21 protein-coding genes, 1 tRNA gene and 1 pseudogene are annotated in these 24,832 nt (G+C 67.6%); 10 read left to right on the top strand and 13 right to left on the bottom strand.

Features of this window, described 5'->3' with window-relative positions:
• Positions 1-24: 24 nt before the first annotated feature.
• The gene (locus tag H9654_RS01310) at positions 25-726 is read left to right on the top strand and encodes a DUF2968 domain-containing protein (RefSeq protein WP_191768388.1); all 702 of its coding nucleotides are present in this window, start codon (positions 25-27) and stop codon (positions 724-726) included.
• Positions 727-774: 48 nt separating this feature from the next.
• Here H9654_RS01310 and H9654_RS01305 read toward each other — a convergent pair whose 3' ends face one another.
• Both H9654_RS01305 and H9654_RS01300 read right to left on the bottom strand, forming a co-directional pair.
• Positions 775-963, bottom strand: a complete 189-nt coding sequence (locus H9654_RS01305; protein ID WP_191768386.1) for a hypothetical protein — start codon at positions 961-963, stop codon at positions 775-777.
• Positions 964-1,070: 107 nt separating this feature from the next.
• The gene (locus H9654_RS01300) at positions 1,071-1,745 is read right to left on the bottom strand and encodes a response regulator (RefSeq protein ID WP_191768384.1); all 675 of its coding nucleotides are present in this window, start codon (positions 1,743-1,745) and stop codon (positions 1,071-1,073) included.
• 120 nt (positions 1,746-1,865) lie between these two features.
• On the opposite strand from H9654_RS01300, the gene H9654_RS01295 reads away from it, so the two are divergent.
• Positions 1,866-2,516, top strand: a complete 651-nt coding sequence (locus H9654_RS01295) for a response regulator (protein ID WP_191768382.1) — start codon at positions 1,866-1,868, stop codon at positions 2,514-2,516.
• A gap of 20 nt (positions 2,517-2,536) precedes the next feature.
• Here the strand turns inward: H9654_RS01295 and H9654_RS01290 are convergent, their stop codons facing one another.
• Positions 2,537-5,959 (bottom strand): hybrid sensor histidine kinase/response regulator, encoded by a 3,423-nt coding sequence (locus H9654_RS01290; RefSeq protein WP_225211786.1) that lies wholly within the window; start codon positions 5,957-5,959, stop codon positions 2,537-2,539.
• A 34-nt stretch (positions 5,960-5,993) separates the two neighbouring features.
• Positions 5,994-8,762 carry an ATP-binding protein gene (locus tag H9654_RS17915; protein WP_191768380.1) on the bottom strand — a complete coding sequence of 923 codons (2,769 nt, stop codon included), beginning with the start codon at positions 8,760-8,762 and terminating at the stop codon, positions 5,994-5,996.
• Between the two features lie 695 nt (positions 8,763-9,457).
• On the opposite strand from H9654_RS17915, the gene H9654_RS01280 reads away from it, so the two are divergent.
• Positions 9,458-9,601, top strand: coding sequence for a hypothetical protein (locus H9654_RS01280; protein ID WP_191768378.1), 144 nt, complete (start codon positions 9,458-9,460; stop codon positions 9,599-9,601).
• A gap of 15 nt (positions 9,602-9,616) precedes the next feature.
• On the opposite strand, the gene H9654_RS01275 is transcribed toward H9654_RS01280, so the two are convergent.
• On the bottom strand, positions 9,617-11,089 hold the full coding sequence (locus H9654_RS01275) for an amidohydrolase family protein (protein ID WP_191768377.1): 1,473 nt from the start codon (positions 11,087-11,089) through the stop codon (positions 9,617-9,619).
• 127 nt (positions 11,090-11,216) lie between these two features.
• Here H9654_RS01275 and H9654_RS01270 point away from each other — a divergent pair, with 127 nt between their 5' ends.
• The gene (locus H9654_RS01270) at positions 11,217-12,089 is read left to right on the top strand and encodes a LysR substrate-binding domain-containing protein (protein ID WP_191768375.1); all 873 of its coding nucleotides are present in this window, start codon (positions 11,217-11,219) and stop codon (positions 12,087-12,089) included.
• A 9-nt stretch (positions 12,090-12,098) separates the two neighbouring features.
• Here the strand turns inward: H9654_RS01270 and H9654_RS01265 are convergent, their stop codons facing one another.
• Positions 12,099-12,380, bottom strand: a complete 282-nt coding sequence (locus H9654_RS01265; protein ID WP_225211785.1) for an amidohydrolase family protein — start codon at positions 12,378-12,380, stop codon at positions 12,099-12,101.
• Between the two features lie 80 nt (positions 12,381-12,460).
• On the opposite strand from H9654_RS01265, the gene H9654_RS01260 reads away from it, so the two are divergent.
• Positions 12,461-13,090 (top strand): hypothetical protein, encoded by a 630-nt coding sequence (locus H9654_RS01260; protein ID WP_191768374.1) that lies wholly within the window; start codon positions 12,461-12,463, stop codon positions 13,088-13,090.
• 60 nt (positions 13,091-13,150) lie between these two features.
• Positions 13,151-13,453, top strand: coding sequence for an I78 family peptidase inhibitor (locus tag H9654_RS01255; RefSeq protein WP_182655758.1), 303 nt, complete (start codon positions 13,151-13,153; stop codon positions 13,451-13,453).
• Positions 13,454-13,473: 20 nt separating this feature from the next.
• Here H9654_RS01255 and lldD read toward each other — a convergent pair whose 3' ends face one another.
• The 3 genes from lldD to H9654_RS01240 all read right to left on the bottom strand — a co-directional run bounded on the left by lldD (position 13,474) and on the right by H9654_RS01240 (position 15,951).
• Complete coding sequence (lldD, locus tag H9654_RS01250; RefSeq protein WP_191768372.1) at positions 13,474-14,613, bottom strand: FMN-dependent L-lactate dehydrogenase LldD; 1,140 nt, start codon at positions 14,611-14,613, stop codon at positions 13,474-13,476.
• Positions 14,614-14,673: 60 nt separating this feature from the next.
• Positions 14,674-15,123: an MgtC/SapB family protein gene (locus H9654_RS01245; protein WP_042613935.1), complete on the bottom strand. Its 450-nt coding sequence runs from the start codon at positions 15,121-15,123 to the stop codon at positions 14,674-14,676.
• A gap of 69 nt (positions 15,124-15,192) precedes the next feature.
• A complete protein-coding gene (locus H9654_RS01240) occupies positions 15,193-15,951 on the bottom strand; it encodes an SDR family NAD(P)-dependent oxidoreductase (protein WP_191768363.1) in 759 nt (252 codons plus the stop codon).
• A gap of 193 nt (positions 15,952-16,144) precedes the next feature.
• Here H9654_RS01240 and H9654_RS01235 point away from each other — a divergent pair, with 193 nt between their 5' ends.
• Positions 16,145-17,230 (top strand): alkene reductase, encoded by a 1,086-nt coding sequence (locus tag H9654_RS01235; RefSeq protein ID WP_191768361.1) that lies wholly within the window; start codon positions 16,145-16,147, stop codon positions 17,228-17,230.
• A gap of 118 nt (positions 17,231-17,348) precedes the next feature.
• Here H9654_RS01235 and H9654_RS01230 read toward each other — a convergent pair whose 3' ends face one another.
• Positions 17,349-20,135 (bottom strand): beta-glucosidase, encoded by a 2,787-nt coding sequence (locus H9654_RS01230; protein WP_191768360.1) that lies wholly within the window; start codon positions 20,133-20,135, stop codon positions 17,349-17,351.
• A gap of 316 nt (positions 20,136-20,451) precedes the next feature.
• Between H9654_RS01230 and H9654_RS01225 the strand changes: the two genes are divergently transcribed.
• Positions 20,452-20,958 carry a hypothetical protein gene (locus H9654_RS01225; protein ID WP_191768358.1) on the top strand — a complete coding sequence of 169 codons (507 nt, stop codon included), beginning with the start codon at positions 20,452-20,454 and terminating at the stop codon, positions 20,956-20,958.
• A 482-nt stretch (positions 20,959-21,440) separates the two neighbouring features.
• Here the strand turns inward: H9654_RS01225 and dsbG are convergent, their stop codons facing one another.
• The 3 genes from dsbG to H9654_RS01210 form a co-directional block, all read right to left on the bottom strand.
• Complete coding sequence (gene dsbG / locus H9654_RS01220) at positions 21,441-22,277, bottom strand: thiol:disulfide interchange protein DsbG (RefSeq protein WP_191768356.1); 837 nt, start codon at positions 22,275-22,277, stop codon at positions 21,441-21,443.
• Between the two features lie 29 nt (positions 22,278-22,306).
• The gene (locus H9654_RS01215) at positions 22,307-23,104 is read right to left on the bottom strand and encodes a TlpA family protein disulfide reductase (RefSeq protein WP_318241099.1); all 798 of its coding nucleotides are present in this window, start codon (positions 23,102-23,104) and stop codon (positions 22,307-22,309) included.
• Positions 23,105-23,204: 100 nt separating this feature from the next.
• Positions 23,205-24,248 carry a GlxA family transcriptional regulator gene (locus tag H9654_RS01210; protein WP_182655751.1) on the bottom strand — a complete coding sequence of 348 codons (1,044 nt, stop codon included), beginning with the start codon at positions 24,246-24,248 and terminating at the stop codon, positions 23,205-23,207.
• A 196-nt stretch (positions 24,249-24,444) separates the two neighbouring features.
• On the opposite strand from H9654_RS01210, the pseudogene H9654_RS17695 reads away from it, so the two are divergent.
• Together H9654_RS17695 and H9654_RS01205 are read left to right on the top strand one after the other, a co-directional pair.
• Positions 24,445-24,528: pseudogene (locus H9654_RS17695) on the top strand (heavy metal-responsive transcriptional regulator); the annotation flags it as partial.
• Positions 24,529-24,756: 228 nt separating this feature from the next.
• Positions 24,757-24,832: transfer RNA gene (locus H9654_RS01205), tRNA-Ala, on the top strand.

Below are 24,832 nucleotides of genomic sequence, written 5' to 3'. Positions count from 1 at the left end.
AATCCACTCGTGGGTGGTCCATACATGCGACATGACTCAGGGACGGCAGCGCCCATTCGACGCACGCGCGTCGTGGCGGCTGCACTGGCGATGATCCTTTCGGTGCCGGCAGCGCATGCCGCGCGCGCAGAGCGCACGCCGATGCCGGATACCGAACGCACCGCGCCGGTAGCGCGCAATTCGGTCGACGAACTGCGCCAGCTCATGGACGCCAAGCAGCTGACCGAGCTGCGCACCACCTACAACGGCAACTACGGTGCCAGCCTGCTGTTCAATCCCAGCACGCTGAACTACTACGTGGCGCTGTTCCAGGAAAAGAATTTCTGGCGCGTGATCAAGACCGATTCGGTGGAGAATGCCGACCACGTCTACCGCACGTTCGTGCAGCAGACCGAGCAGCTGGCGCAGGTCAACATCGACACCATCCGCCTGGATGCGGGCAAGCGCTACACCGAGCGCCTGGTCAGCTTCAACGAAGAGCGCCTGCGCACCCTGCAGGCGCAGGTGGAACAGGAACGCGCGCAGTCGCTGCAGGTAAGCACCGCGCTGCAGCAGGCACAGCAGCAGGCGGTCAGCCTGAGCACCGAACTGCAGAGCAGCAACAGCCAGCTCGGCACGTTGCAGCAGCGCATCCAGCAGTTGCAGCTGCAACAGGGCAATCCGGAAACCACGCTGCCCACGCCGACCCCGCCGCCGTCGCCGACGTCGGCCCCGCAGGTCGACTGATCCGACCGTGCTGGCCCGTACGATGGCGCTGCACGGCGCCATCGAGGGTCAGCCGAGGCCGGGCGGGTCGTTGCAGGGCGGGTCGTCCGCGCAGGATGCACCGTAGTCGTGCAGGCGCCAGGCATCGCGCAGGCGCCTGCGCTGTTGCGGCGAGGCATACAGATACGCATTGAGCGCATCAAGGAAGGCAGCCTGCCCTTTCGCGTCGAGATCGGAAAACCGGGCCAGCATCAGCACGACAGGGGCGGGTGGAAGGGGCAGCACATCGGCACCGGTTGATCCACGACATTGCATGCCACCATAGAGGCATGCGCACGCGCCGCGTATCGGACCCGGACTAAACGCTACTCCGCTTCGGCCGCATTCGCCCGGGCCTGCTGCGAGGCATTCACCAGGCCATGGGCAATGGCGTACTGGAACACATCGGCGTCAGTCGCCAGCCCCAGCTTGCGCATCGCCGACACCTTCTGCGTGCTGATGGTCTTGCGCGAGCGTCCGATGCGGGCAGCGATCTCGATCACCGAAAGCCCTTCGGCATACATGCGCAGCACTTCCTTCTCGCGCTTGGACAACTGCTGGCCCTCGTCATCCGCCCCGGCTTCCGGCACCAGGCGCGCCCGCACCTGCGGCGACAGATAGCCGCGCTGCGCCCACGCCATCCGCAGCGCCGGCAACACTTCCTCGATCGGATCGCTCTTGCTGACGATGCATTCCACGCCCGCCGCCAGGATATTGTTCAGCACCAGTGGGCTCTCCATCCCGGTCAGCACCACCAGCCGGGTCTGCGGGAACCGGCGATGCAGGAACCGCAGCATGGCGATGCCGTCACCGTACTGCCCATGCGGCATCGAAAAATCGGTGACCACCACATCCACCCCGTGCCCGCTGACCAGCGCCACCAGGGCGGTGGAGTCCTTCACCACGCCCACGACCTCAATGTCGGCCTCGGACTGGAGCAGATGGGTGATCCCGGCCAGCAGCACGGGGTGGTCATCGGCGATCGCTATGCGAAGTGGCACGTCATCGGCCCATGGGTTGAGGGTATTCCGGGAACTATATGCCACCTTCAATCGAAGCTGTCATATAGTTGCGCCGCGCCCCCTATCTGCAGGGGCTGACCACGAAAGCTGGAGTCCTGAATGGCCGATAATTCGATCCACGTCGTCGTGGCAGACGATCACCCGCTGATCCGGATGGCCGTCGAGTCCGCCCTTGATTCGATCCCGGCCCTGGTCCATGTGGGATCCGCCGCCGATTCTACCGAACTGATAGCGCTGCTCGATGCACAAGCCTGTGACGTACTGGTCACCGATTACGCCATGCCGGGCGGCGCCCATGGCGATGGCCTGCCGTTGCTGCAATTGTTGCGCGAGCGCTATCCGGAACTGCAGATCGTGGTGTTCACGGGCCTGGACCAGGCCGCGATCGTGCAGACGCTGTTCGAAGCGGGAATCAGCCATATCCTGAGCAAGGCCGATGACGTAAGCCACATCGCCGCTGCGATCACCGCCGCCCACGTAGGGCGCCGGTATCTTTCGCCCAGCATCGCCCCCCTGCTGCCCTCGCGCGGCACCCAGCGCCCCCCTCTGGCACTGTCGCCACGCGAGCGTGAGGTACTGACCCTGTTCGTGGCCGGCTGGAGCGTCAACGCCATTGCCGAAAAACTCGGCCGCCGCAAGCAGACCGTCAGCACGCAGAAGGTCAACGGAATGGCCAAACTGGGCATCGAGCGCGATGCGGACCTGTTCAAATACGCCGTCGAACTGGGCCTGTCGGGGGCCGCCAGCTGAGCCGATCCGCGCAGGCCGCTTCAGCCTGCGCCAAGCTGCGCCGCCTGCTGGTCCACCAGCACCTGCAGCGCTTCGATCACCCCATCCAGCGCGGCGGCGTCCACCGGTCCGCCCTCGCGCAACTGCGCTTCGATCTCGCTGAAGCGCTCCCCCAACCCGCGCTGCCCCAGCATCATCAGCACGCCCTTGAGCGCGTGTACCCGATCCAGCAGGGCGGGTTGATCCTGATCGGCGCGGGCACGCGCGATGCGCTGCAGGTCGTCCCTGGAGCTGTTGACGAACGTGCGGCGCAGGTGGTCCGGGAGTACCATCCCGCCGCCCGGCGGGGCGACGTCGGCCGGCCTGGCAGGCCGCACGGCAGCCTCCACGGCAATGCCGGGCATCGGACCGAGATGCTGCAGCAGCACGCGACCCAGCGTCTCCAGATTGAGCGGCTTGAGCAACAGGTCGGTGATGCCGGCCTGGCGGCAGCGCTCGCGCTCGCTGGCAAGTGCGGTGGCGGTTATCGCCAGGATCGGCAGCGAAGCCGCGCGTTCCCGCAGCGCACGCGCCAGCGCGTAACCATCCATCACCGGCATGTTGATGTCGGTCAGCACGGCCAGGTGCTCATGCTGGCGCCACGCCAGCAGCCCTTCCTTGCCGTCCTCTGCGGTGTCCACGGTAAATCCAAGTGTTTCCAGCTGCTGCTGGATCAATTCGCGGTTGATCGGATTGTCTTCCACCAGCAACACCCTGCCGCGCGCGCTGACGGCCGCCGCCGGCGGTGCGGGCGGCAGGGGCGAAACAGCGCCGTGCAGCGCGCCCAGCGCACGCAGCAGCGACTGTCCTGCATAGCAGCTGACATGCACCCCATCGGCCATCTGCTGCGGCGAGAGGGGTCCATTGGCGTAGGCACGCACCACATAGCGGTGGCGTGCGACCAGTGCCGCCTCGTCATCGGCGCTCCACGCGCGCCGCTCGCCGAACAGCAGCAGCGTGGCGCCCTCGCTGGCCACCGGCTCCAGTGGCGGCTGCTCCAGCACCGTCACGTCCGCCCCCACCCGCTGCAACAGCCCGCCGATTTCCAGCCGCCATTCCGCCGCGGCCGACAGCAGCGTGATGCGCTGGCCGGCAAGCACTGCAGCGGGACGGACGGGCACCCCGGCACGCTGCACCGGTACCTCCAGGGTGAACACACTGCCCACGCCCAGCGTGCTTTCCGCGCCGATGCTGCCGCCCAGCAGGCGCGCCAGCTGCTGGCACAGCGCCAGCCCGAGCCCGCTGCCGCCGTAGCGACGCGAGACGCTCGCATCGGCCTGCTGGAAGGGCTGGAACAACTGCCCCAGCTGGTCTTCGGCGAGCCCGATGCCTGAATCCACCACCTGCAGCCGCAGTAGAGGATCCGGCGCGGTGGGGCGCTCCACCAGCGCGGCCCTGACCACGATCCTGCCGGACTCGGTGAACTTCACTGCATTGCCCAGCAGGTTGTTGAGCACCTGGCGGATGCGCTGCACATCGGCCAGGAACACGCTGTCCAGCGCCGGATCCAGCGCGTAGTACAGTTTCACCCCCTTGCGCTGGGCCTGTGCGGAAAACAACAGCGCAGCCTGTTCGATCAGCGGCCGCGGCTCGAACGCCACCGGGTCGATGTCCAGCTGGCCTGCTTCGATCTTGGAGAAATCCAGCACATCGCTGATGATGCCGAGCAAGGCGTCGGCCGACAGCCGGATGCGTTCTACGCGCTCCTGCTGCGCTGGTTGCATCGGCGAACGCGCCAGCAACTCCAGGTGGCCCAGCACCCCATTGAGCGGGGTGCGGATCTCGTGGCTCATGGTGGCAACGAAGGCGGATTTCGCCTGCGATGCCGACTCGGCCGCCGCGCGCGCGCGATCGGCATCGCTGCGCGCAACCCGCAGCGTCTGTTCCAGCTCTGCCTGCGCGGTGACATCGCGCAACGCACAGACCCACACGGGACGGTCGCGGAACATGGCCGGGGCCATCGCCACCTGTAGTTTCAGCGCATGCCGGGCAGGTCCCTCGGCGTTCAACTGGAACTCATGGGCGCTATCGCCGTCGGCCGCAACGGCGTCACGCGCGCGCCCGGACAACACCGCGTAAAGCGCTTGGCCGTCCGCGGCCACGCCCTGTGCGGCCATTTGCCGGGCCGGCTCGTTTTCCACCAGCGGCTCACCGCTGGACGGGTCGATCAGCACCAGCCCGACCGGCGAAGTATCGATGATCACCCTGCTCAACGCCTCGCTTTCGTACACGCGGGAGGCGTCTGCCAGCGCGGGGGTGAACACGCGACGGTCCAGCCGCAGCAGCAGCAGCCACAACGCCAGCAGGATCACCGCCGCAGCCAGCGCCTGCCCCAGCAGCCGCGTGCCTTTCTCGTGCCACAGATCAACCCAGTCATAGAGGTGCAGGACGGTCCAGTCCACCCCATATACCGGCCCATGCACGATGAACTGCCCCCCCACATGCAGCCGGCCGTCCCCCGTCGGGACGGCACCGGCGATCCGCCGCGCCAGCGCGGGGCTGACATCACGCGCCAGGCCGGCACTGCGCAGCACCGTGCGCCCGTCGCGGGTGACCACGGCGTAGGCACCGGAAACGCGCTCATCCAGCCGCGTCTTGATGGTCTCGACCGGCTCGAAGGCGATGCGTCGGAACGCCGGATCCCGCCCCTGCAGCAGGGTCTGCACGCCGACCAGCGACGGCTGGCCGGTAATCGGGTTGGTATCGAAGCGCGAGATCAAGCGGCCGCCGGAGGCGGCACTTTCCACTGGACCCACCTGCGGCCGCATGGCCCGGGCCCTTTCTTCATCGACCATCAACCGGGCGAAGGCTTCTTCACGATTGGCAACCCCAAGCGCGCGCAGCAGCTGGGCCTCGTCGGCAACCCCGGCAACCGCCAACAGGCGTCCCTGCGGTTCGTACAGATACATCGTGACCGGACCAGAGGCACGCAAGGCGGTCACGGTAGCGGCGGTATAGGCCGAGTACTCGACCATGATGCCAAGGTAGGCATCCAGCTGCGGCCGTGGCAGCGGGTTGTCCTTCGCCCCCAGTACCAGCCACGGCACGGCGGTACGTCCCTCCGCGCGCACCACCCATTGGCCGCCAGCGGCGAGGAAGCGGTCTGCCAGCGGCCGTCCCTGCGCCTGCAGCTGTGCCTGTTGCCCGTTCCACATGGCCTCGCTGCCGTTGATGTTGGCGGCATAGGCACGGTCGCGCTGGAACAGGAAATAGTCGACCGAGGCGCGCGCTTCGGCGAACCGCTGCTGCTGCGCTGCATGGAACGCGCCCACGTCGGACAACAGGGCCACCAGCAGGGTCGCCAGGATCAACAGGCTGACCACGCCCCCGCCGCCGAACAACAGCCTGCGCTGGTGGCGGCGTAGCGACGGCAACAGTGAGCGTCCCCGCACGGTCGATGCAACACTGGTTGGCAACGTATCCAAGCCGATTCCCTTTGCGCACCTGCGCGGCTCGAATCTAGCCGATCGCTGCCGGGGTTGCCATCGACCCATCCATCGCGACCGACCCGTCCTCCGTGTGTCCCGGTTCCAGCAGTGCTTCCAGCAGCGATGCGGCCGAATAAGCCGACACCTGCCAGACCCCTTCGCGCAGCGCGGCCCGCAGCGGCCCGTCACTGCGCACACGGACGATACGCTCGACCCCGGCGTGCCGCGCTGGACCGGTAGCGCGCTGGTTGCGTTCGAACATCACCAGCGGCAACGGTCCGCTGTCATCGGCCTTGTCCGCCTGCCCCAACGTGTCCAGCACCAGGACCTCGGCGCCCCATCGGCGCAGCCGCCGCGCCAGCTCTTCGCGCCAACTGGTCACCGTCGAATGCAGCAGCACCCGGCGACCTGAGAGCACACCCCGCCCTCCCTCGCAGGGACGTTCGGCAGGCAGCAGCGGGACATCGAAACCGAACACGCTGCCCACCCCCGGCGTGCTGTGCACATCGATGTCCCCGCCCATCAGCCGGCACAACTGCCGGCACAGCGACAGGCCAAGGCCGGAACCGCCGAAGCGGCCGGCAATGGAGTCGTCGGCCTGGATGAAAGGCTCGAACAGATTCTCCTGCTGCCTTTCGGTCAGCCCGATTCCCGAATCGGCGACCTCCCAGCGCAGCGCTCCCGGCTGCGCCGATGGCAGCAGCCGGATCTCGATCCTGCCGGAAGGCGTGAACTTGATGGCATTGCCGACCAGGTTGCGCAGCACCTGCTCGATGCGTGCCATCGGGCCGGTGCAGTGGCTGGGCAGCAGCGGATCGACCAGCAGGTCCAGGTCCACCCCCTTGCCCAGCGCCAATGGCGCATACAGCAGGGCTACGCCTTCGATCAGCACCGCTGGCTCGAAGCGCACCACCTGCAGCCCGAGCTGGTTCGCCTCGGCGCGCTCCAGATCAAGCACGTCACTGATGATGAGCAGCAACGAATCGGCGGACTGGGTGATGCGACGCAGGCGCGCGTGCTGCTCGTTGTCCAGCCGCGAGCGCGCAAACAGCTCCAGATGGCCCAGGATGCCATGCAGTGGCGTGCGTATCTCATGGCTCATCGCGGCCAGGAAGCGCGATCTGGCGCGGTGCGCGGATTCTGCCTGGTCATGCAGCAGGTCCTTCTGGTCCTGCAGTTCAACCCGGGCGGTCAGGTCCTGCAGCACGCACAACAGTACGCTGCGCTGCTCGTGGACGACCTGGGTCGCACTGACCAGCAAGTGACGCGCGGCGACCCGGCCCGCTGCAGGATGAGACAGTTCGAATTCGGCGATCGCCGGATCGCCCTCACCGCCCACCCCGCGCGCGCGGGTGTGGCCCTCCACCAGGGCGGCATACAGGTCCATGCCGCATCGCTCGGCCGCGGCCGCGTAACGAAGCATCAGCTCATTCTGGACCACCGCCTGCGCCCCTTCGGTGTCTATCAGGCACAGCCCGGCCGGCGTCATCTGGATCAGCGAGCGGAACAGCTGTTCATCGGCATGCACCTGCCGCGACCGATGCGCTGCCGGCGCGAGCACGCGTCGGTCCAACCATCCCAGGAGGATCCAGAGCGTGGCCATGCCCAGCGCCCACACGGCCACGGCGATGCCCAGCTCGCGCCGTGCCTCGGCCAGCAGTTCACGCCCGTCCAGCAGGCTGACCAGCGACCAGCCGGTTCCCGCCAGCGGCGCAGCGAACCCCAGCCTGCCTTCGTGCAGGTACTCGCTGATGCCCGAGCCGGCTCGTGGCCATCGGCGGATATCCTTCAATTCGTGCAGCAGGTCGACGGGCGCGTCCGTGCGCGAACCCACGATGACTTCGCCATCGGGGCCAACCACCAGCAGATTGTCGGCCGTTGCCTGGCGAAGCAGGCCGGCAAGCGCTGCGACGGGTTCGAAGGCCACCAGCACACCCACCGCGCGCGTGCCGTCATGGACCGGAAACGCGGTGATCCGCGACGGCCTTCCGCTGAGGGGATGGGCAGCCATGCCGATGCGGTTGCGGTGATCGCCGTGGGTCGGGCCCGGTGTCGCCACGCTGCCGCCCAAAGGCCCAGGCAGGCTCGATCTTACATACGCGCGCAGCTGGCCGAATGGCGCATCACGGTCCGCGCCGGACAGCGCACGGGCCAGCGCACTGTCCTGCAGGCCGTCGTCGAGCACGGCAAAGTGTCCGCTGGGATCGAGGAAGTAAGCCACGCTCGCAGCCGCTGCACCATCGGTCTCCAGCTGCGAAAGAAGCGACATCGATCGCGACAGCGCCAGGTAGCGCCTCAGCCGTGTTGCGGGCCATCGCTGCGTATCCCGTCCAATCACCAGCTGCACGGCTGCACCCGCTCCCTGCTTGACCCGCAGCGTCTGGCCATCGGCGAAGTAACGCCGCAGATCCGCTGCCTGCAGCGCAGGATCCCTTTCCGTACCCCGTCGCCATGCGTAGGCGGTCAAGCGGGCAAGCTTGGCGTAGTGGTCGTGGTCATGGAGCAGGTGCGCGTCCACTGCTGCGCGTGCGCGCAGGAAATCGTGCAGATGGTCCTGCTGCCTGGCACGCACGCAGGACGCCACGGTGATCGCCAGTGCGATGCACGACAGCATGCTGAGCAGTATCCCCGCCGCCAGCAGCAGGCGCCGCGTATGCCGATGGACCACGCGCAGGTCACCGCCAGGTCGATCACGTCCACGCAGGCGCGACAGGTAGATGAAGGGCCGCAGGCAGGCAATCATGCTGGGGGCGTGCAGGCAGGCAGGATCCACGCAGCGCGCGGCGTTCCTGGTTGCCACAGGGTTCCTTGGAGATGACCTGCACGTTAGTCGGACCCGTCCTCGATCCCCATAGGACGCGACTGAAACGGCGAGCGCGCTGGACCTTCATCGACAGGCATCGCGCAGCCGATCGTCCCAGTGCCGTTGTTGGACGAAGGATTCGCGTCGGCGTCGCCGCTGCAGGGCGTTCCTGCGTGCACGCTGCGCGCGGCTGCAGGCCTGCGGATCGCGTTGCAGGGGGATCAACACAAGCCGACCCGGCCGTTGCTGACGCGTCCTGCGGCTGACGGGCGGCGGCCGTGGCTGGGCAACGGGCATTGCGGCCGCGGTTTCCCCGCTTGCCGCGCTGTCCGGGAGCGTCCACCGCACCGCCGGCTCGCCCGCCGCGCACGCTGCGTCCTGGTAACGCACTGCGGCGCCGCTGCCACACCGATGGACCGGGCCTGCAAAGGCAGCCGAGCAGACACCGATGCCGACCGCCAACCACCAGGCTGAAGCGTGCATGGCGATCCTCCTTGCCTCCACGCTGCGGCAATGATGAACGCCGGCCAAGAGGCGAAGGCGGCGGATTCACCTTTTCGTGTTTCTTGTATTCCGCACCCTGCCGCAACCCACCAAGCTGCCCGCCCTGCCCTCCCTGCCCGTCCTGACCGCCAAATCCCGCGCTCCCGCACCTCCGGCATGCAGCGCGCCGCATCGCCGAGCGTGGCCGCGTGGCACGCCGTCTGGAAGCAGCGGTGATGCTGGTGATCGTGCTCAACGTCCTGGTGCTCATGCTCGACAGCGTGGCGGACATCCATCGACCGCACGGCCGCCTGCTGAGCATCGTCTTCATCGCGGTTGAACACCCGAAGTGAACCGCGGTACGCGGTTCAATCGACGCGCGCGCCGCCCTGCGCCGCGTCCCAGGCTTTCACCTTGCTGCGCACCTGCTGCAACATCGCGTCCAGCGCGGCGCGGTCGTGCACCTTGCCACGCAGCACCACCGTGTTGATCGACTCGGTGGCGCTGATGTCCTGTAGCGGATTGGCGTCCAGCAGCACCAGGTCGGCGGCCTTGCCCGCTTCCACCGAACCGTAACGGTCCATCTGGCCGAACCAGGCCGGACCGGCGCGGGTAGCTGCCGCCAGTGCCTGCGGCGGCGTCAGTCCTTCGCGCACGAACAACTGCAGTTCCTGGTGCAGCCCGATGCCGGGATAGTTGAATGCGTTGAGGAACCCGGCATCGGTACCGGCAATGATCGTCACCCCGGCCTGCTGCAGCATCGGCAGCACCGCAGCCACCTGGTGGTACTGCCGGTGGCGCGCCTGCACCTGCGCCGGCGTGGCCTTGGCGGCGCGATCCACGCGCCATGCATAGGTGGCGCGCAGCCCGGGCCCGATGTAGGCCAGGTAGGGATTGTGGCGATGGTCGTCCTGGTCGAGGAAATCCAGGATGCGTCCGCCGTTGAGCGTGGGCGTGACAAAGACGCCGCGACGGGCGAAGTCACGGTAGGCCGACATCGCAGTGTCCCGATCAAAGCTGGCATCCAGGCGCTGGTTGGCTTGCGCGCGGTCGATCCGCCCGGCGCCGAAATCCGCGGCGATGGCGGCCTGTTCCCGACTGCCGGCCTTGAACGCGTAATCCAGGTGCTCGATGGACGCCAGGCCGGCATCGACGGCCTGCTCCACCGTCAAGGCCATCGGGATGTGCCCGGAGGCCTTGAGTCCGGCCTTGCGCGCCGCGCTGGCCGCATACAGGAACAGCTCGGGCTTCAACGTACTGTCGGTGATCTTGACGAAGTCCACCCGGTCGCGACGCAGCTGCGCGATCGCCGCATCCACGTCCGCCTCGCTGCCCACTTCCAGCGTGCCTTTCCAGACCGGTTCGAGGCCTTCGATCTTGGCCCCGGAAGTCAGCAGCCGCGGCCCCTCGAGCGCACCGCTGGCGATCTGCCCGCGCCACTGCAGTACCTGCTGCGGCAGGTCGCCGGACGCATCGCGTACGGTGGTAATGCCATGCGCGACGTAGAGCGGAAGCAAGGCCTTGTTCTCCTCGATCAGGGCCGGGCCACCGCCGAAGTGCACGTGCATGTCCCATAGCCCTGGAACCAGGTACCGGTTGCCCGCATCGATCCGCCGCGCGGCGGACCATCGGGAGGCCATGGAGGCATCGTCACCGACGGCGACGATGTCCTCGCCACGCAGTGCCACGCTCTGTCCGGGACGGGTCGTGGCCGCTTCGACGTCGACGATCGTGGCGTGCTGGATCAGCACGTCGGCGACCTTCGGCGAGGCCAGCGGGACAGCGGGGACGCCGGCCCCGGCAAGGGCGAAGGCAAGCAGGCAGACGGTTCGAGCAGACATGGGCGGCATCCGGTTGCACGGCGCGCAGGCCGTGGGAATCAAGTCGGGTATGCGCGCTGGCACACCGCGTCAGCGCATGGTAGAAGTCGCTTCATCCATGCGGAAACAAAATAACTGAATATCAGCGATGAACCAGGCGAATAGATCATTGTTTGAACTGGATCTGCTGCGCGCCCTGGTCATGGTCGCCGACTGCGGCAGTTTCACCGCGGCCGCCAGCCGACTGCACTCCACCCAGTCCACCATCAGCCAGAAGGTGCGCCGCCTGGAACAGCTGGCCGGCCATCGCCTGCTGGAACGCGGTCACCGCGACGTGCAGCCTACCGACGCCGGCCAGACGCTGCTGGGCTACGCGCGCCGCATGCTCGGCTTGAACGACGAACTGCTGCAGGCGCTGGCGGGTGCAACGGTGGCCACGACGCTGCGCCTCGGCGTGCCCGAGGATTTCGTCAACCCGACCACCACGCGCATGCTGGCCGCCTTCAACCGGAGCAATCCGCAGGTCCGACTGGAAATCAGCAGCGGCCTGAGCCGGGACCTGGCGCAGGGCTTCGACCACGGTGAGCTGGACCTGGTGCTGGTCAAGCAACGCCGCAACAGCCGGCCCGCCGTGCATTGCTGGCCCGAACCGATGCACTGGATCGACGGCAGGGCCGCGCCCAGCGCTGGCCAGGACGTGCTGCCGCTGGTGACCTTCCCCCCCCGTGGGCTGTACCGCGATGAGATGATCCATGCGATCGAAACGCTCGGCAGGCGCTGGCGGATCACCTTCACCAGTTCCTCGCTGAGCGGCATCCAGGGCGCGGTGGCCGATGGCATCGGCATCAGCCTGCTGCCACGTCGTGCGGTGACCGCCGACCATCGCATCATCGATGGCGAACACGGACTGCCGGTGATCGACAGCTACGAAATCGGCATCCTCTACCGTGACAACGCCGACGACGGCGTGCGCGCACTTGCGCTGGAGCTGAAGCGCCAGGTCGACAGCGAAACGCGGTGACCGGCCTGCTCAGGCGCTGCGCGGGGGCAGGATCCAGCGTCCCCGGCGCATCGAAACGCGGTCCGACGGCACGCCCGCCACCGCTGCCGGTCCGTGATCGGCGCGTACCGCCACGAAGGTCGCCGGCAAGCCCTCCCGCAGCCCATGTTCCAGCAAGCCGAGCACCGCAGCGGCGTGGGTGGTGACCATGGCCAGCGCCAGCAGCAGCCCGGCGTCGGTATGGAAGCCGGACAGGTAGCCGATCAACATCGCGCGCTGCAGCAGGTCGCCGTTGCCGGTGGCATCCACCACGCCACTGCCCGGTGCCCCGGCAGCGGGTCGACCGCAGGAGCGGGTAAACTAGCGCTGACGCAACCACCACAGCAGGATCCATGGGCCCGTTCGACCGCACCGACCGCCTTCGCTGGCAGGCCGCCTCGCTGCTGGCGGCAGCGCCGGTTGCCGCCTTGGCCGCGGCCGATGCGCAGACCGGGCAGAACGCCCCGACGGCGTCCGCAACGCCGCAACAGCGCGTGGAGGAACTGCACCAGCGTGTGCTGGCCGGCCGCAGCGCCACGGCGGCCCTGGAAGCCTGGTGCGCCGAACATGGCCTGGCCGACAAGGGGCGGGTCCGCGCGGTACGGGTCCAGGGCGTACAGCGCGATGCGCCCGACGACGTACGCAGGGCGCTGCAGGTCGACGCCAGCACGCCGCTGCGCTACCGCCGCGTGCAGTTGGCCTGCGGTCCGCGGGTGCTGTCCGAAGCGGACAACTGGTACGTGCCCGCGCTGCTGACGCCTGCGATGAACAGCGTGCTCGATGGCAGTGACGAACCGTTCGGCCGGGTGGTCGCAGCGCTCGGCTTCAAGCGCCAGACCCTGCGTGATCAAACCTACTGGCCCGCTCGCGGCGAGGGTGCCGGCGCCACCGTGCTGGAAGTGCGTGCCCTGCTGCGCGACAGCGCGCAGCGGCCTTTCAGTTATGTCATCGAAAGCTACCTGCAGGGCGCGCTGCCACACTGACCATGGCCATCACGCCAGGCAGTGCTATGGTGCTTCCACCGCCCCTGTGGAAGCGCACTGATGGATACCCGCCACGGCATGATGATCCCCCTCGCCCTGCTCGGCACGCTGGCCCTGAACGGCTGTGCCAGCAGCCCGGGCCCGCAGGTGCGCGGCAGTGGCCAGTGCCAGGCCAGCGCGCTGGGATGGGCCGTGGGCCAGCCTGCGAACGAGGCGAACATGCGGCGGCTGTCGCGCGAAAGCGGCGCCGGGCTGGTCAACCCGATCGGCCCCGGCACGATCACCACCAAAGACCTGCGAACCGATCGCCTGCGCGTCTTCATCGACAAGCAGGACGTGATCACCGCCGTGCGCTGCGAGTAATCGCAGCACCGGGGCAGCCTTCAGTCCGCGCGGACCAGCAGGTCGGGACTGATGTCGGCGATGCAACGCGCCCCGGTGAGGGTCATCGCTACCCGCATCTCCCTCGCCACCAGGTCCAGCAGGTTGGCCACCCCGGCTTCTCCATGGGTGGCCAGGGCGTACACGAAGGCGCGTCCGAGCAGTACCGCATCGGCGCCCAGCGCCAGCATGCGCACCACGTCCAGGCCACTACGGATGCCCGAATCGGCGAGGATCTTCAGCTCGCCCTTTACCGCATCGGCAATGGCCGGCAAGGCGCGCGCGGTCGACAGCACCCCATCCAGCTGGCGCCCGCCATGGTTGGACACCACGATGCCATCGGCACCGAAACGCACCGCATCGCGCGCGTCATCAGCGTCGAGGATGCCCTTGATCACCATCGATCCCTTCCAGAATTCGCGGATCCATTCCAGGTCCTTCCAACTGATCGACGGATCGAAGTTGCTGCCCAGCCAACCGATATAGTCGGCCAGCCCAGTGGCATCGCCGCGGTAAGCCGAGACGTTGCCCAGATCGTGCGGGCGCCCGCGCACGCCGACGTCCCAGGCCCAGCGCGGATGCGCCAGCACCTGTCCGGCGCGACGCAGCGCAGCATTCGGCCCGCTCATCCCCGAATGCATGTCGCGGTAGCGCGCACCGGGCACCGGCATGTCCACGGTGAACACCAACGTGGTCACCCCGGCCGCTTGTGCGCGTTCCAGCGCATTGCGCATGAAGCCACGATCACGCAGGACATACAGCTGGAACCACATCGGCCGGCTGATCGCCGGGGCCACCTCTTCGATCGGGCACACCGATACCGTGGACAGCGTGAACGGGATCCCCCGGCTGGCTGCCGCACGTGCGGCCTGGACCTCGCCACGCCGCGCGAACATGCCGGTCAGGCCGACCGGCGCCAACGCAACCGGCATCGCCAGCGTCTCGCCGAACAGGTCGGTCTGCAGGTCCAGTTCGGACATGTCGCGCAGCACGCGCTGGCGCAGCGCGATCCCGGCCAGGTCCTCCACGTTGCGCCGCAACGTGTGCTCGGCGTAGGCACCCCCGTCCACGTAATGGAACAGGAACGGCGGCAACCGGCGCTGCGCCGCTGCCCGGTAGTCGGTGGAGGCGGAAATGATCATGTCCGACTGTGAGCGCAAACGGGGCCGCCAGGCAATTCGCCTTTCGGCGAATGCGCCGGTTTACAGTTTTTTCTCGACTCGGCGCATCACGGTCAGCACCACCACGCACATCAGCGTCACCCCGCTGGCGATCACATACGCGCCGATACCGACTGCGATGCCGACCGCGGCGGACATGATCAGCGAACTGGCGGTGGTCAGGCCGCTGACTTCGCCATCGCGCGTACCGCGGATGATGGTGCCGGCGGCGATGAAGCCCACGCACGCCACCACCGCCTCGATCAGGCGGATCGGATCGACCTGCAGCAGGTCCCGATACTGGTCCTGCTGGAAATGCTCGGCCACTGAATCGCCAAGCCCGACGATCAGCGCCGCCGCGCCGGCCAGCAGCATGTGCGTGCGCAGTCCCGCCGCATGCTTGCCCAGTTCGCGCTCGAACCCGATGACCCCGCCGAACAGCATGGCCGCGGCTACCCGCAGCAGCAGGGAGATATCCTGGCTGAAATCCATCGCACGTCTTCCCTTGGTCAAATCGTGAAGGTCGCCGGAATGCCGTGCGAGGACCGTGAAAGCCGATGGTTACTGTGCCAAGTAGCCGCCATCGATGGCGTAGTAGGTGCCGGTAGCGAACGATGCGGCATCGCTGGCCAGCCAGGCCACCAGCGCGGCGACCTCTTCAGGCGTACCCAGGCGCTTGAGCGCGTGCCGGCCTTCCAGCGTGGCCCGTACCTTCGGATCCATCTGTTCCAGCAACGGGGTGCTGATGAAACCGGGTCCGACCGCGTTGATGCGGATCTGGTCGGCGGCATGCTCCCAGGCCGCGGTCTGGGTCAGACCCACCACGCCATGCTTGGCCGCCGCGTAGGCCACCGAACCGGCATACCCCACCTGGCCCAGGATCGAGGCCATGTTGATGATGCTGCCGCCACGGCCGGCCTTGCGCATGGCCTGGATCTGCGCGCGCTGGCACAGGAACACGCTGGTCAGGTTCACGTCGATGACCTTGCGCCAGCCCTCCACCGGGTAGTCCCCACTGATCGCGGCCGGACCGCCGATGCCGGCGTTGTTGACCGCGATATCCACGCTGCCAAGTTCGGCCACGGTGCTTGCCACGGCCGCTTCCACGGCGGTCTCGTCGGTAACGTCCAGTGCGATGCCGAGCGCCTTTGCGCCCTTGCCACGCAGCGCTTCGGCAGTGGCGTCAACCGCCTCCTGCCTGAGGTCCCATACCGAAATCGCAGCACCGGACGCGGCCAGCATTTCCGCCACGGCCAGCCCGATCCCGGAAACGCCGCCGGTCACGATCGCGGTCTTGCCCTTGAGTTGGTAATCAATCACTGCTCGACTCCTGTTGCGTTGGTCTGGATGGGGTCCAGCCATCACCGGCAACGTTACGCCGCGCCTCGTGACGCGCCCGCAACATGCGTCCACGGCGCGTGCAACAGGCCTTCCCATCGCTGCAACAACCCAGGTCCTATGCTCGGCGCACGGGCCCTGATGCGGCCCTTCCTCCCCCAACGAAGGATGCTTGATGCCAACCGATGACAATGTGCTGTTTTCTGCTACACGCCTGGGCGCGATCGCCCTCGCCAACCGGGTGGTGATGGCCCCGCTCACCCGCAATCGCGCCCTGCCGGACCGCGTCCCTACGCCGCTGGCGGTCGAGTACTACGGGCAGCGCGCCAGCGCCGGGCTGATCATCGCCGAAGCGACACAGATCAGTCCGCTGGGCCAGGGTTACCTGGACACACCGGGCATCTACAGCAGCGCACAGGTGCAGGGCTGGAAGGCCGTGACCGACCAGGTCCACGCCCGCGGCGGAAAGATCGTGCTGCAGCTGTGGCACGTCGGCCGCATCTCGCACACCAGCCTGCTGCCGGAAGGTGAGGTGCCGGTCGCGCCCAGTGCCATCCGCGCCGATGCGAAGACCTTTACCGCCAACGGTTTCGAAGACGTGTCCACGCCGCGCGCGCTCGCCCTGGACGAGATCCCGGCATTGATCGAGGACTACCGCAAGGCCGCGCACAACGCCATCGAAGCCGGCTTCGACGGTGTGGAAGTCCATGCGGCCAACGGCTACCTGATCGATCAGTTCCTGCGCGATGGCAGCAACAAGCGCGAGGACGCCTACGGCGGCAGCATCCAGAACCGTACCCGCCTGTTGTTCGAAGTGGTCAGCGCAGTGGCCGACACGATCGGTGCGGCGCGCACCGGCGTGCGGCTGTCCCCCACTACCCCGGCCGGTGATGCCCACGACAGCGATCCGCAGCCGTTGTTCGAACGCGCCGTGGAACGCCTGGACGCTATCGAGGGGCTGGCCTTCGTGCACGTCATCGAAGGGTCCACCGGCGGTGACCGGGACAATATCCCGTTCGACTACGCGGCCCTGCGTTCGCGTTTCGGCGGCGCATGGATCGCCAACAACGGTTACGACAAGACGCGGGCCGAAGCCGCGCTGGCATCGGGCTATGCCGATGCGGTGGCGTTCGGTCGTGCGTTCATCGCCAACCCGGACCTGGTCGAACGCCTGCGCCGCGACGCACCGCTGGCCGAACTCGACCAGGCCACCCTGTATGGCGGCGGTGCAAAGGGCTACACCGATTACCCGCCGCTGTGAACAACACGGGCTGACATGCAACCGGGCGGGTGACGACCGCCCGGTGGGTCACGACCTCCAAGTGGGTGACGACCTCCAGATGGGTGACGACCGTTGGTCGTCACCTCCCTGACCGCAATCAGCGAACCACGGTGTCCTGCAGCGTCACATCCACCACCTGCAGCGGCTCGGCCGCGTTGCGACCCAGCTGCAGCTGGTAGTCACCAGCGGCAATCTTCCACTCCCGCGCGGTCGGATCGAAATCAGCCAGGGTCTTTGGCTCGGCTTCGATGCGGATCCGGCGCTGCTCACCCGGCTGCAGGCTGACCTTGTCGAAACCGACCAGGCGGATCGGCGTGGTGTGGCCCTGTGGCAGCTTCAGGTACAGCTGGGCAACATCGGCGCCGGCACGCGCGCCGGTGTTGCGTACGTCCACGCTGGCGACCAGGCGCTGGCCTTCCACGCTCACCTGCAGGTTCTCGTAGGCGAAGCTGGAATAGGACAGGCCATGGCCGAAGGCGAAGGTCGGCACCAGGCCCTTGGCTGCAGCCCACTTGTAACCCACGTTGGCACCTTCGATATCGAAATCGAAGATGTCCACCGCCGGCTGCTTCGGGTTGAACCCCAGTCCCGGCACGTGCGGGCGCGGCAGCTGTGATTCGTCCACCACCCACGTCACCGGCAGGCGACCGGACGGATTGACCTTGCCGGTGAGCAGTGCGGCGATGCCCTCACCACCACGGATGCCCGGATACCACGCCTGCAGCAGCGCCGGCACCTGGGCCAGCCACGGCGTACGCACCGGGCCGTTGGTTTCCAGCACCACCACGGTCTTCGGATTGGCCTTGGCCACCGCACTGATCAGCGCGTCCTGCTGGTCGGGCAGCTGCATGTCCGGCAAGTCGACCGATTCGGCCGACCACTGGGTGGCGAACACCAGGGCCACATCGGCCTGTGCGGCCGCGCGCGCGGCGGCCGCCGGATTGCGGCCATCCACATAGGTGATCTGGGCATCGGGCCGCTCGGCGCGCAGCGCTTCCAGCGGCGAAGACGGGTGGAAGATCACCGGACCCGGCCAGGTGGTCGGCATCACGCCCGGTACCGCGTTGGTGCCCTTGGCGGTGATGCCCACCATCGACGAACCACCGCCTCCGATCACGCCCTTGTCGGCGTGACCGCCGATGATCACGATGCGCTTCACGCTCTCGGCCAGCGGCAACAGGTTGCCTTCGTTGCGCAGCAGCACGCTGCCCTCTTCCACCGTGCGCTGGGCCGCGGCATAGCCGGCTTCCACGTCGATCGGCTGGTGTTGCGGCGGGTTGTCGAAGTTGCCGTGCAGGAACATCGTGCGCAGGATGCGCGACACCATGTCGTCCAACCGCGCCTGCGACACCGTGCCACCGGCCACGGCCAGGCGCAGCGGCTGGTCGAAGAAGGTGGTGGCGTCGAACACTTCGCCGGCCGACTGCTGGTCCAGGCCGGCCAGCGCCGCCTTCGAGCCGCTGTGCACGCCGCCCCAGTCGGACATCACGAAACCGGGGAACTTCCATTCCTGCTTCAGCACCTGGTTCATCAGGTACGGATGTTCGCAGCCGTAGATGCCGTTGATCTTGTTGTAGGAACACATCGCCGAACCCGGCTTGCCGAGCTCGATGGCGATCTCGAAGGCCAGCAGGTCCGACTCGTGCATCGCCTGGTCGCCGATCTGCACGCTGTGGAAGTTGCGCCGCGTCTCCATGTCGTTGAGCGCGTAGTGCTTCATCGTGGAGATCACGTGCTGGCTCTGGATGCCGCGGATCGACTCACCCACGATCACCCCGCCCAGCAGCGGATCTTCACCGGCGTATTCGAAGTTGCGCCCGTTGCGCGGATCGCGCTGCAGGTTGACGCTGCCACCGAGCAGGATGTTGAAGCGCTGCTGCCAGGCTTCGCGCCCCATCGTGGCGCCGCCGACATAGGCGATCAGCGGGTTCCAGCTGGACGCCGTGGATGGACCGGACGGCATCGCGGTGGCGAAGTCGCCCTTGCGGATGCCGCCGGGGTTGGTCACGCCTACGCCGGCATCGGCCGACTGCTGCGCCGGGATGCCCAGCCGCGCCACGCCGGGCACGAAGCCGGCCGAACCGACCGCGCCTTTCGGCAGCGGACCGCCGTCCTTGCCCAGCCCGAAGTAGCTGCGCAGCATCTGGAATTTTTCGTCCTGGGTCATCTCACCCAACAGCAGGCGGGTGCGCTCATCGGCGCCCAGCGTGGTGTCCATCCACGGCTGCGGCGGCGTCGCGCCCTGCGCATACGGCAAGGTCAGCAGCCGTGCCTGCAGCTTGCGACCCGCGCCATCGCGCAGGTCAAGCGTGGAGGCGCGGCCTTCAGCGAATCCGTTGCTGGCCACGCCGTCCACCGCGGTTGCGGCGAAGCCGTCGGCCCGCACCGCCTGCGACGCCAGCAGCACCGCCGGCGCCCCCAGGCGCGAGGACTGCAGCAGGGCCGGCAGCGCCGTCGCATCCGCACCGGCCTGCGCATACAGCGCCACCACATGACGGTCATCGGCCAGTCGCAGATAACCCCGGCCGATCTGGTCCGGACCGGACTCGGCCTGCACCGGGACACGGCTGAGGATCACCTGGCCCTGCGCAGTGCCTTCGGCATCCACCTCGGCCTGGACAAAGCGGTAGGCAAAGCCGAGCTGGTCAGCCAGCGTCTGCAGCGGATCGATCGCCCCGACCGCACGCTCCACGTCCAGCACCGTCACCACATCGGCCTGCACCGACGTCAGCTGGGTGGCCAGCGAACCGACATCGGCGGCCTGCGGTGCCTTGTCCAGCGCCAACACAGTGAAGGAAGGCGTGGTATCGGCAGCGAAGGCCGGAACGGAGAGCGCCAGCGCAACGGCGGCGGAAAGGGAGAGCTGCTTTGTAATCGTTTTCATCGACAGACGTTTCAAACCCGATGCCTGCGCAGTCGGTCCTGGAAAGGGTGCCGCCGAAGGGAGCAGCGCTAGCCCGCATACAGGCCTCGCCGAAGCGATGCTGCAGGGACCGGGGCGGAGCGGGCCTGCGCACGGACCCCTCCGTCCGGCGTGACAACCTGCTCCTGGACTGCGAGGCAATCCAACAGGTGAAGAGTGGTCGAGGGGGTTTGTTGCTGTCAACCTCCGTCGCATGCGGCGAAGGTCGCATGGACGACTGGAGCACGCCGCGTGCATCGGCTATTGTCGTGGATCGATCCAAGGAAGGAATCCGTCCATGTCACGTGCCCTGAGCAGCACCGCCCTCGCGCTCTCCCTGGTCGCCCTGGCCGCCTGCGGCTGGACCGCATGGCGCCAGCAGCGGGCGCAATCGCCCGACCAGGTGCTGCATGCCCGCGGACTCATCATCACCGACGCGAACGGCCAGGCGCGGTTGATCCTGGGCGCCCCGGTCCCCGATCCCACCACTGGCGGCAAGCCGCTGGGCCCGCGTGGCGCCCCGTTGTCCGGCCTGGTACTGCTCGGCCCGGACGGCTCCGAACGCGGCGGCTATGGCACCGCGGACGTCGGCGGCGAAGCTGTCCTGACCTTGGACGATGCCACCGGCGCCACCGAAGTCTTCAAGGTGGTCGCCAACCCGGACCGGGGTGCCACGCTGATGGTCAAGCACCAGAACAATACGGGCGCGATGCTGACTTCGTGGCAGGGCGCGCCCGAGCTGATGTTCGTGGACGATACCGGGCGCTCGTTCTACGTGCGGCCGGGGACGCCTTCGGCGCCGTAGGCGGGTGGGTCGAACGGGTGGAACCCCCTCGCGGGTGGCTGCGTACAGCTGGCTACGTGCTTGAGGCCGGGCGGGGAGGCTATGCGGGGCACGCGCAAGTACGTCCATGTAGCTCTTCGCGGCTCCTGCCGCTCAAGGCCCCGCACAGCCTCCCCGCCCGGCCCTCTCACAGGTTCCGGTGGCCGCCACCCGCGTAGAGAAGAAGAAAAGCGGTAGCGCCGAAGGCCCCTGCAGCGTGTGGGGTGGAGGGAGCCCCTGAGTCAGGGGCGGCCGCGAAGCGGCGGGGTGTGGGTGCTGGTGAGGAGGGGCCCACGGTTTGCGCAGCAAAGCGAGGGAGCGACAGCGCGAATGCGATGGCGTGGACCCGTGTCCTGCACAGCCACCCCGCCCCGCCAACAACCAGCCCTGCAGCCGTTGACGTTGCCGTTGCTTCAACTTGAAAAGCGGGTGCCGGGCCGCAGGCCCGGCAAACCAGCACAAAATCAGCGCGGCCCGAACATCAGTTCCAGATCGTTGCCCTGCGGCAGCCCCGAACGACGCTGCACGTGCCCTTCAGCATCCTTGAACAGGATTCCCGGCGTGCCCTGGAAACCCATCTCGACCATCAACGCCTGGTTGGCATCCAGCTTGCGCGACGCATCGGCGCTGATCGCCACCGGCTTGATGCCACCGCGGTCAAAGGCGTGCTCGTTCTCCAGCAGGGCAGCGCTCGGATTGGCCGCTTGCAGGATGGCCGCTGCCTTGCCCGGACTGTCTTCGCGGATCACGCCCACCAAGATGTGGCGCAGTTGCACCTTGCCAGCATCCACCCACGGCCGCGCCGCATCCCAGAACTTGTGGCAGTAGGGGCAGTTGGCATCGCTGAAGGTGTACACCACGCGCGGCGCGCTGGCCTTGCCGTCGGCGACCCAGGCACTGGATTGGAGCTGCGACCAGATCTTCTCGGTCATCGGCCCGGCCACCTTTTCGGTCAGCAGATCGCGCGCCACGTCATTGCCCTGCGCATCGAACAGGCTGCCCACCACCACATGCTTGCCATCGGGAGTCAGGTAAGCGGCGGCAGGCTGCTGGCCATTGACCACACCGGCAAACCCGCGCAGGCCGCCAGGCGCTTCGAACTCTGAAACCACTTCGAAACCGAGCTTCTGCAGGCCCTTGATCGGGGCCGGGACGCCGGTTGCGTCCCCACTGGCACCCGCAGCGGCAGGCGTTGCCTGAGCCGCGGTTTTCGGCGCCTGCGCCTGGCCACAGCCGGACACCGCCAGCAGGATCGGCAACACCAGCGCCGCTGGTGCGGCGCGCAGATACGTGGAAAGCATGACAACTCCTGATTGAATGCCCGCGCAGGCTACCGTAGCCGACGCAGTTTGTGCTCGAGGCCTGCAGCGGTCAGTTCGCCCAGGTGCAGTTCGCGAAGCTCGCCTTCGCGGTCGAAGAACAGGGTACTCGGGTAGGCCTGCACGCCCATCGCCTCAGCCGTGCGGGCCGGCTCGTCCAGCAGCACGCCCTGCAGGCCTGGCGCATGCACGCGCAGGAAGTCCTGCACCGTCTCCGCATCCTCGCCCTGGTTCACGAACAGGAAACGCACCTGCGGGTGCGCTCGCTGTGCCGCTGCCAATACCGGCATCTCGCGGATGCACGGCCCACACCAACTGGCCCACAGGTTTACCACAAGCGGGCTGCCCTGCCCTGCGGCCAATGCAACCGGTTGGCCACCCAGGTCGTGCAGCACCATCGCCGGCAGGCTGACCTGCCCTGCCTGCCAATGCTGCAGGCCAGCGGTGGCAACCCACCAACCGGCCGTGGCGAACAGCGCGGCGGCAACGACGGCCGGGCGCAGTGAACGGTGCCGACGCAGCTTCCACGCGCCCCAGCCCACGGCACAGGCGAAGAATCCAATGGGGTCAAAGCCGCCATCACCGATGCGCAGGATCGACCCGGGATCGGTCAGGTACAAGGGTGCGGCGCGCAGCACGAACAATCCCCGTGCAGCCAGCAGCCCCAGCAGGAACATGTCCACCAGCAAGGCAGTGGCGGGCCGCCATGCCGCGCCGGGCGGGCGCGGCCACAGGCGCGCCACCAGCAACGCCAGCAGCAGGAAAAAGATGGCCAGTGCCACCGGCAGTGGCACTGGTCCCAGGCTCATCATCACAGGTGTGTCTTCAACGGATCCTGTCCGGCAGGTTCAGCAGGAACGAGGGTCGTTCACCATCACGGCCGCAGCAACCCACTGGACAGGTTTCCATTCAGGCAGCGTGCCGGTCGACGGGTCGGAACGGGCTGCCCATCGGCGACGGGCCTGACTGCGCGGCGCGCTGCTTGCCGGCCACCATGCGCCGGTACGTTGCCGGGGTCATGCCGACGATACGCAGGAACAGACGGCGGAATGCGCTTTGGTCCGCATAACCGACGCCCCAGGCCACTTCATCGATGGCTCCGCCCAGTTGCAGCAGCAGCTGTGCCTTGGCGATGCGCAGCCGTTGGCAATACTCGATCGGGCGCAGCCCGGTTGCCTTCAGGAAGCGACGCTGCAGCGTGCGCGGCTCCAGTCCCGAGGCCTGGCAGATCGCCCCCAGCGTGGCACCGCGCGCGGCCGTGGTATGCAGCCATCGTTGCGCCTTGAGCACGTCGCGATCGCCATGGGCGAAGTTGGCACTGAAGCGCTCCAGGTCCTGCTGGATGCCGGCAGGCACCACGATGCCCTGCTGGTGAGCCACCGCCGCCATCACGCCCTGGCCGTGCACCCGGTAAAGCAGGCGCAGGGCGAGGAATCGCCACGCTTGGGATCCGGTGACGGTCAGCAGGTCGCCATCGTCCACCAGCAACCGTTCACTGGGAACCCAGCTTCCGCTCTGCGATGACAGCCCCGGGAAGCGGGTGGCGTCCACGCTGGCAACCGTCCGGCCAGCCAGCAGTCCGGCGCGTGACAACACGCCGATTCCGTCATTCACCGCCGCCATCAGGCTTCCGCCGTCGTAGTGGGCGCTTAACCAGTCCAGCAGCACGGTCTCATCACGGATCTGTCCGTTCTGGCTGACCTGCCCAGGCAGGGCGATGATCGCAGGCACGGTCGCATCCAGCATCTCCGCGCCGGCTACCCGCTGTGGTCCGCCACCATCGCTGGCCATGATCCAGCGCGACACCAGAATGCGGGCCGTATGCCGACCCTGTTGCTGCGCCAGCCGGTTTCCGACATGCGCCATCTCGGCCAGCATCGATGCAGCCGAAGGGTCAGCACCCGGGTATTCCACTACTGCGATTTCTGTCAGCTCGTTCTTGTTTGCGTCCATCAGCTCCTCCTCTTGCCTCCCGCGAACAGAGCCGCCGCCATTGACGGCGTGGCTCTTCGGTGGCTGCAGGTTAGGAATCGCGTACAGGCCGAGGCTATGAAGAAAGCTGCAAACTGCGTCAGAAGCCTTGCTTTTCAGCGGCTAGGGGCTCTAGACCTCACTCAAGAGTTGATGGTGGTCACATTCGGAGGGCTCTCTGGATAGGGGTCAACCCGCACGCCGTGCCAGCGTGCCTATCGATATCGTCCGCCGTTATGAGCGGCAACAGCTGTTACCGACCGACCGACCGCCGCTGCGCTGCCTTTTGCCTTGAGAAGACAGGCGTGTTGCTGATGCTTTCGGCCGTACGCGGCGGTGGCGATGCGCCTGGGTTCGGTATCGGTGAGCAGCAACGCACTTCGGCTGCGTTCGCAGCGGCTTCCGGGTGTCTGGATCGGCATGCAGAAAGCTGCAATAAATGCTTGCCAACCCCAGTACCCATCGCTATGATTTCGCACCTCAGCGACGTGGGGCCATAGCTCAGCTGGGAGAGCGCCTGCATGGCATGCAGGAGGTCAGCGGTTCGATCCCGCTTGGCTCCACCA

Source organism: Stenotrophomonas lacuserhaii, from assembly GCF_014836545.1.
Classification (GTDB): Bacteria; Pseudomonadota; Gammaproteobacteria; order Xanthomonadales; family Xanthomonadaceae; genus Stenotrophomonas; species Stenotrophomonas lacuserhaii.
The sequence above is the reverse complement of the archived record's forward strand: the minus strand, read 5'-3'. Positions and strand labels throughout refer to the sequence as shown.

What these genes read in the sequence shown, in the direction of transcription:
- H9654_RS01260 (WP_191768374.1), top strand. Translation starts at nt 12,461, where the DNA reads ATGGGCCCGTTCGACCGCACCGACCGCCTTCGCTGGCAGGCCGCCTCG.
- H9654_RS01255 (WP_182655758.1), top strand. Translation starts at nt 13,151, where the DNA reads ATGGATACCCGCCACGGCATGATGATCCCCCTCGCCCTGCTCGGCACG.
- H9654_RS01245 (WP_042613935.1), bottom strand. Translation starts at nt 15,123, where the DNA reads ATGGATTTCAGCCAGGATATCTCCCTGCTGCTGCGGGTAGCCGCGGCC.
- H9654_RS01215 (WP_318241099.1), bottom strand. Translation starts at nt 23,104, where the DNA reads ATGAGCCTGGGACCAGTGCCACTGCCGGTGGCACTGGCCATCTTTTTC.
- H9654_RS01230 (WP_191768360.1), bottom strand. Translation starts at nt 20,135, where the DNA reads ATGAAAACGATTACAAAGCAGCTCTCCCTTTCCGCCGCCGTTGCGCTG.
- H9654_RS01310 (WP_191768388.1), top strand. Translation starts at nt 25, where the DNA reads ATGCGACATGACTCAGGGACGGCAGCGCCCATTCGACGCACGCGCGTC.
- lldD (WP_191768372.1), bottom strand. Translation starts at nt 14,613, where the DNA reads ATGATCATTTCCGCCTCCACCGACTACCGGGCAGCGGCGCAGCGCCGG.
- H9654_RS01270 (WP_191768375.1), top strand. Translation starts at nt 11,217, where the DNA reads ATGAACCAGGCGAATAGATCATTGTTTGAACTGGATCTGCTGCGCGCC.
- H9654_RS01295 (WP_191768382.1), top strand. Translation starts at nt 1,866, where the DNA reads ATGGCCGATAATTCGATCCACGTCGTCGTGGCAGACGATCACCCGCTG.
- H9654_RS01210 (WP_182655751.1), bottom strand. Translation starts at nt 24,248, where the DNA reads ATGGACGCAAACAAGAACGAGCTGACAGAAATCGCAGTAGTGGAATAC.
- dsbG (WP_191768356.1), bottom strand. Translation starts at nt 22,277, where the DNA reads ATGCTTTCCACGTATCTGCGCGCCGCACCAGCGGCGCTGGTGTTGCCG.
- H9654_RS01225 (WP_191768358.1), top strand. Translation starts at nt 20,452, where the DNA reads ATGTCACGTGCCCTGAGCAGCACCGCCCTCGCGCTCTCCCTGGTCGCC.
- H9654_RS01235 (WP_191768361.1), top strand. Translation starts at nt 16,145, where the DNA reads ATGCCAACCGATGACAATGTGCTGTTTTCTGCTACACGCCTGGGCGCG.
- H9654_RS01275 (WP_191768377.1), bottom strand. Translation starts at nt 11,089, where the DNA reads ATGTCTGCTCGAACCGTCTGCCTGCTTGCCTTCGCCCTTGCCGGGGCC.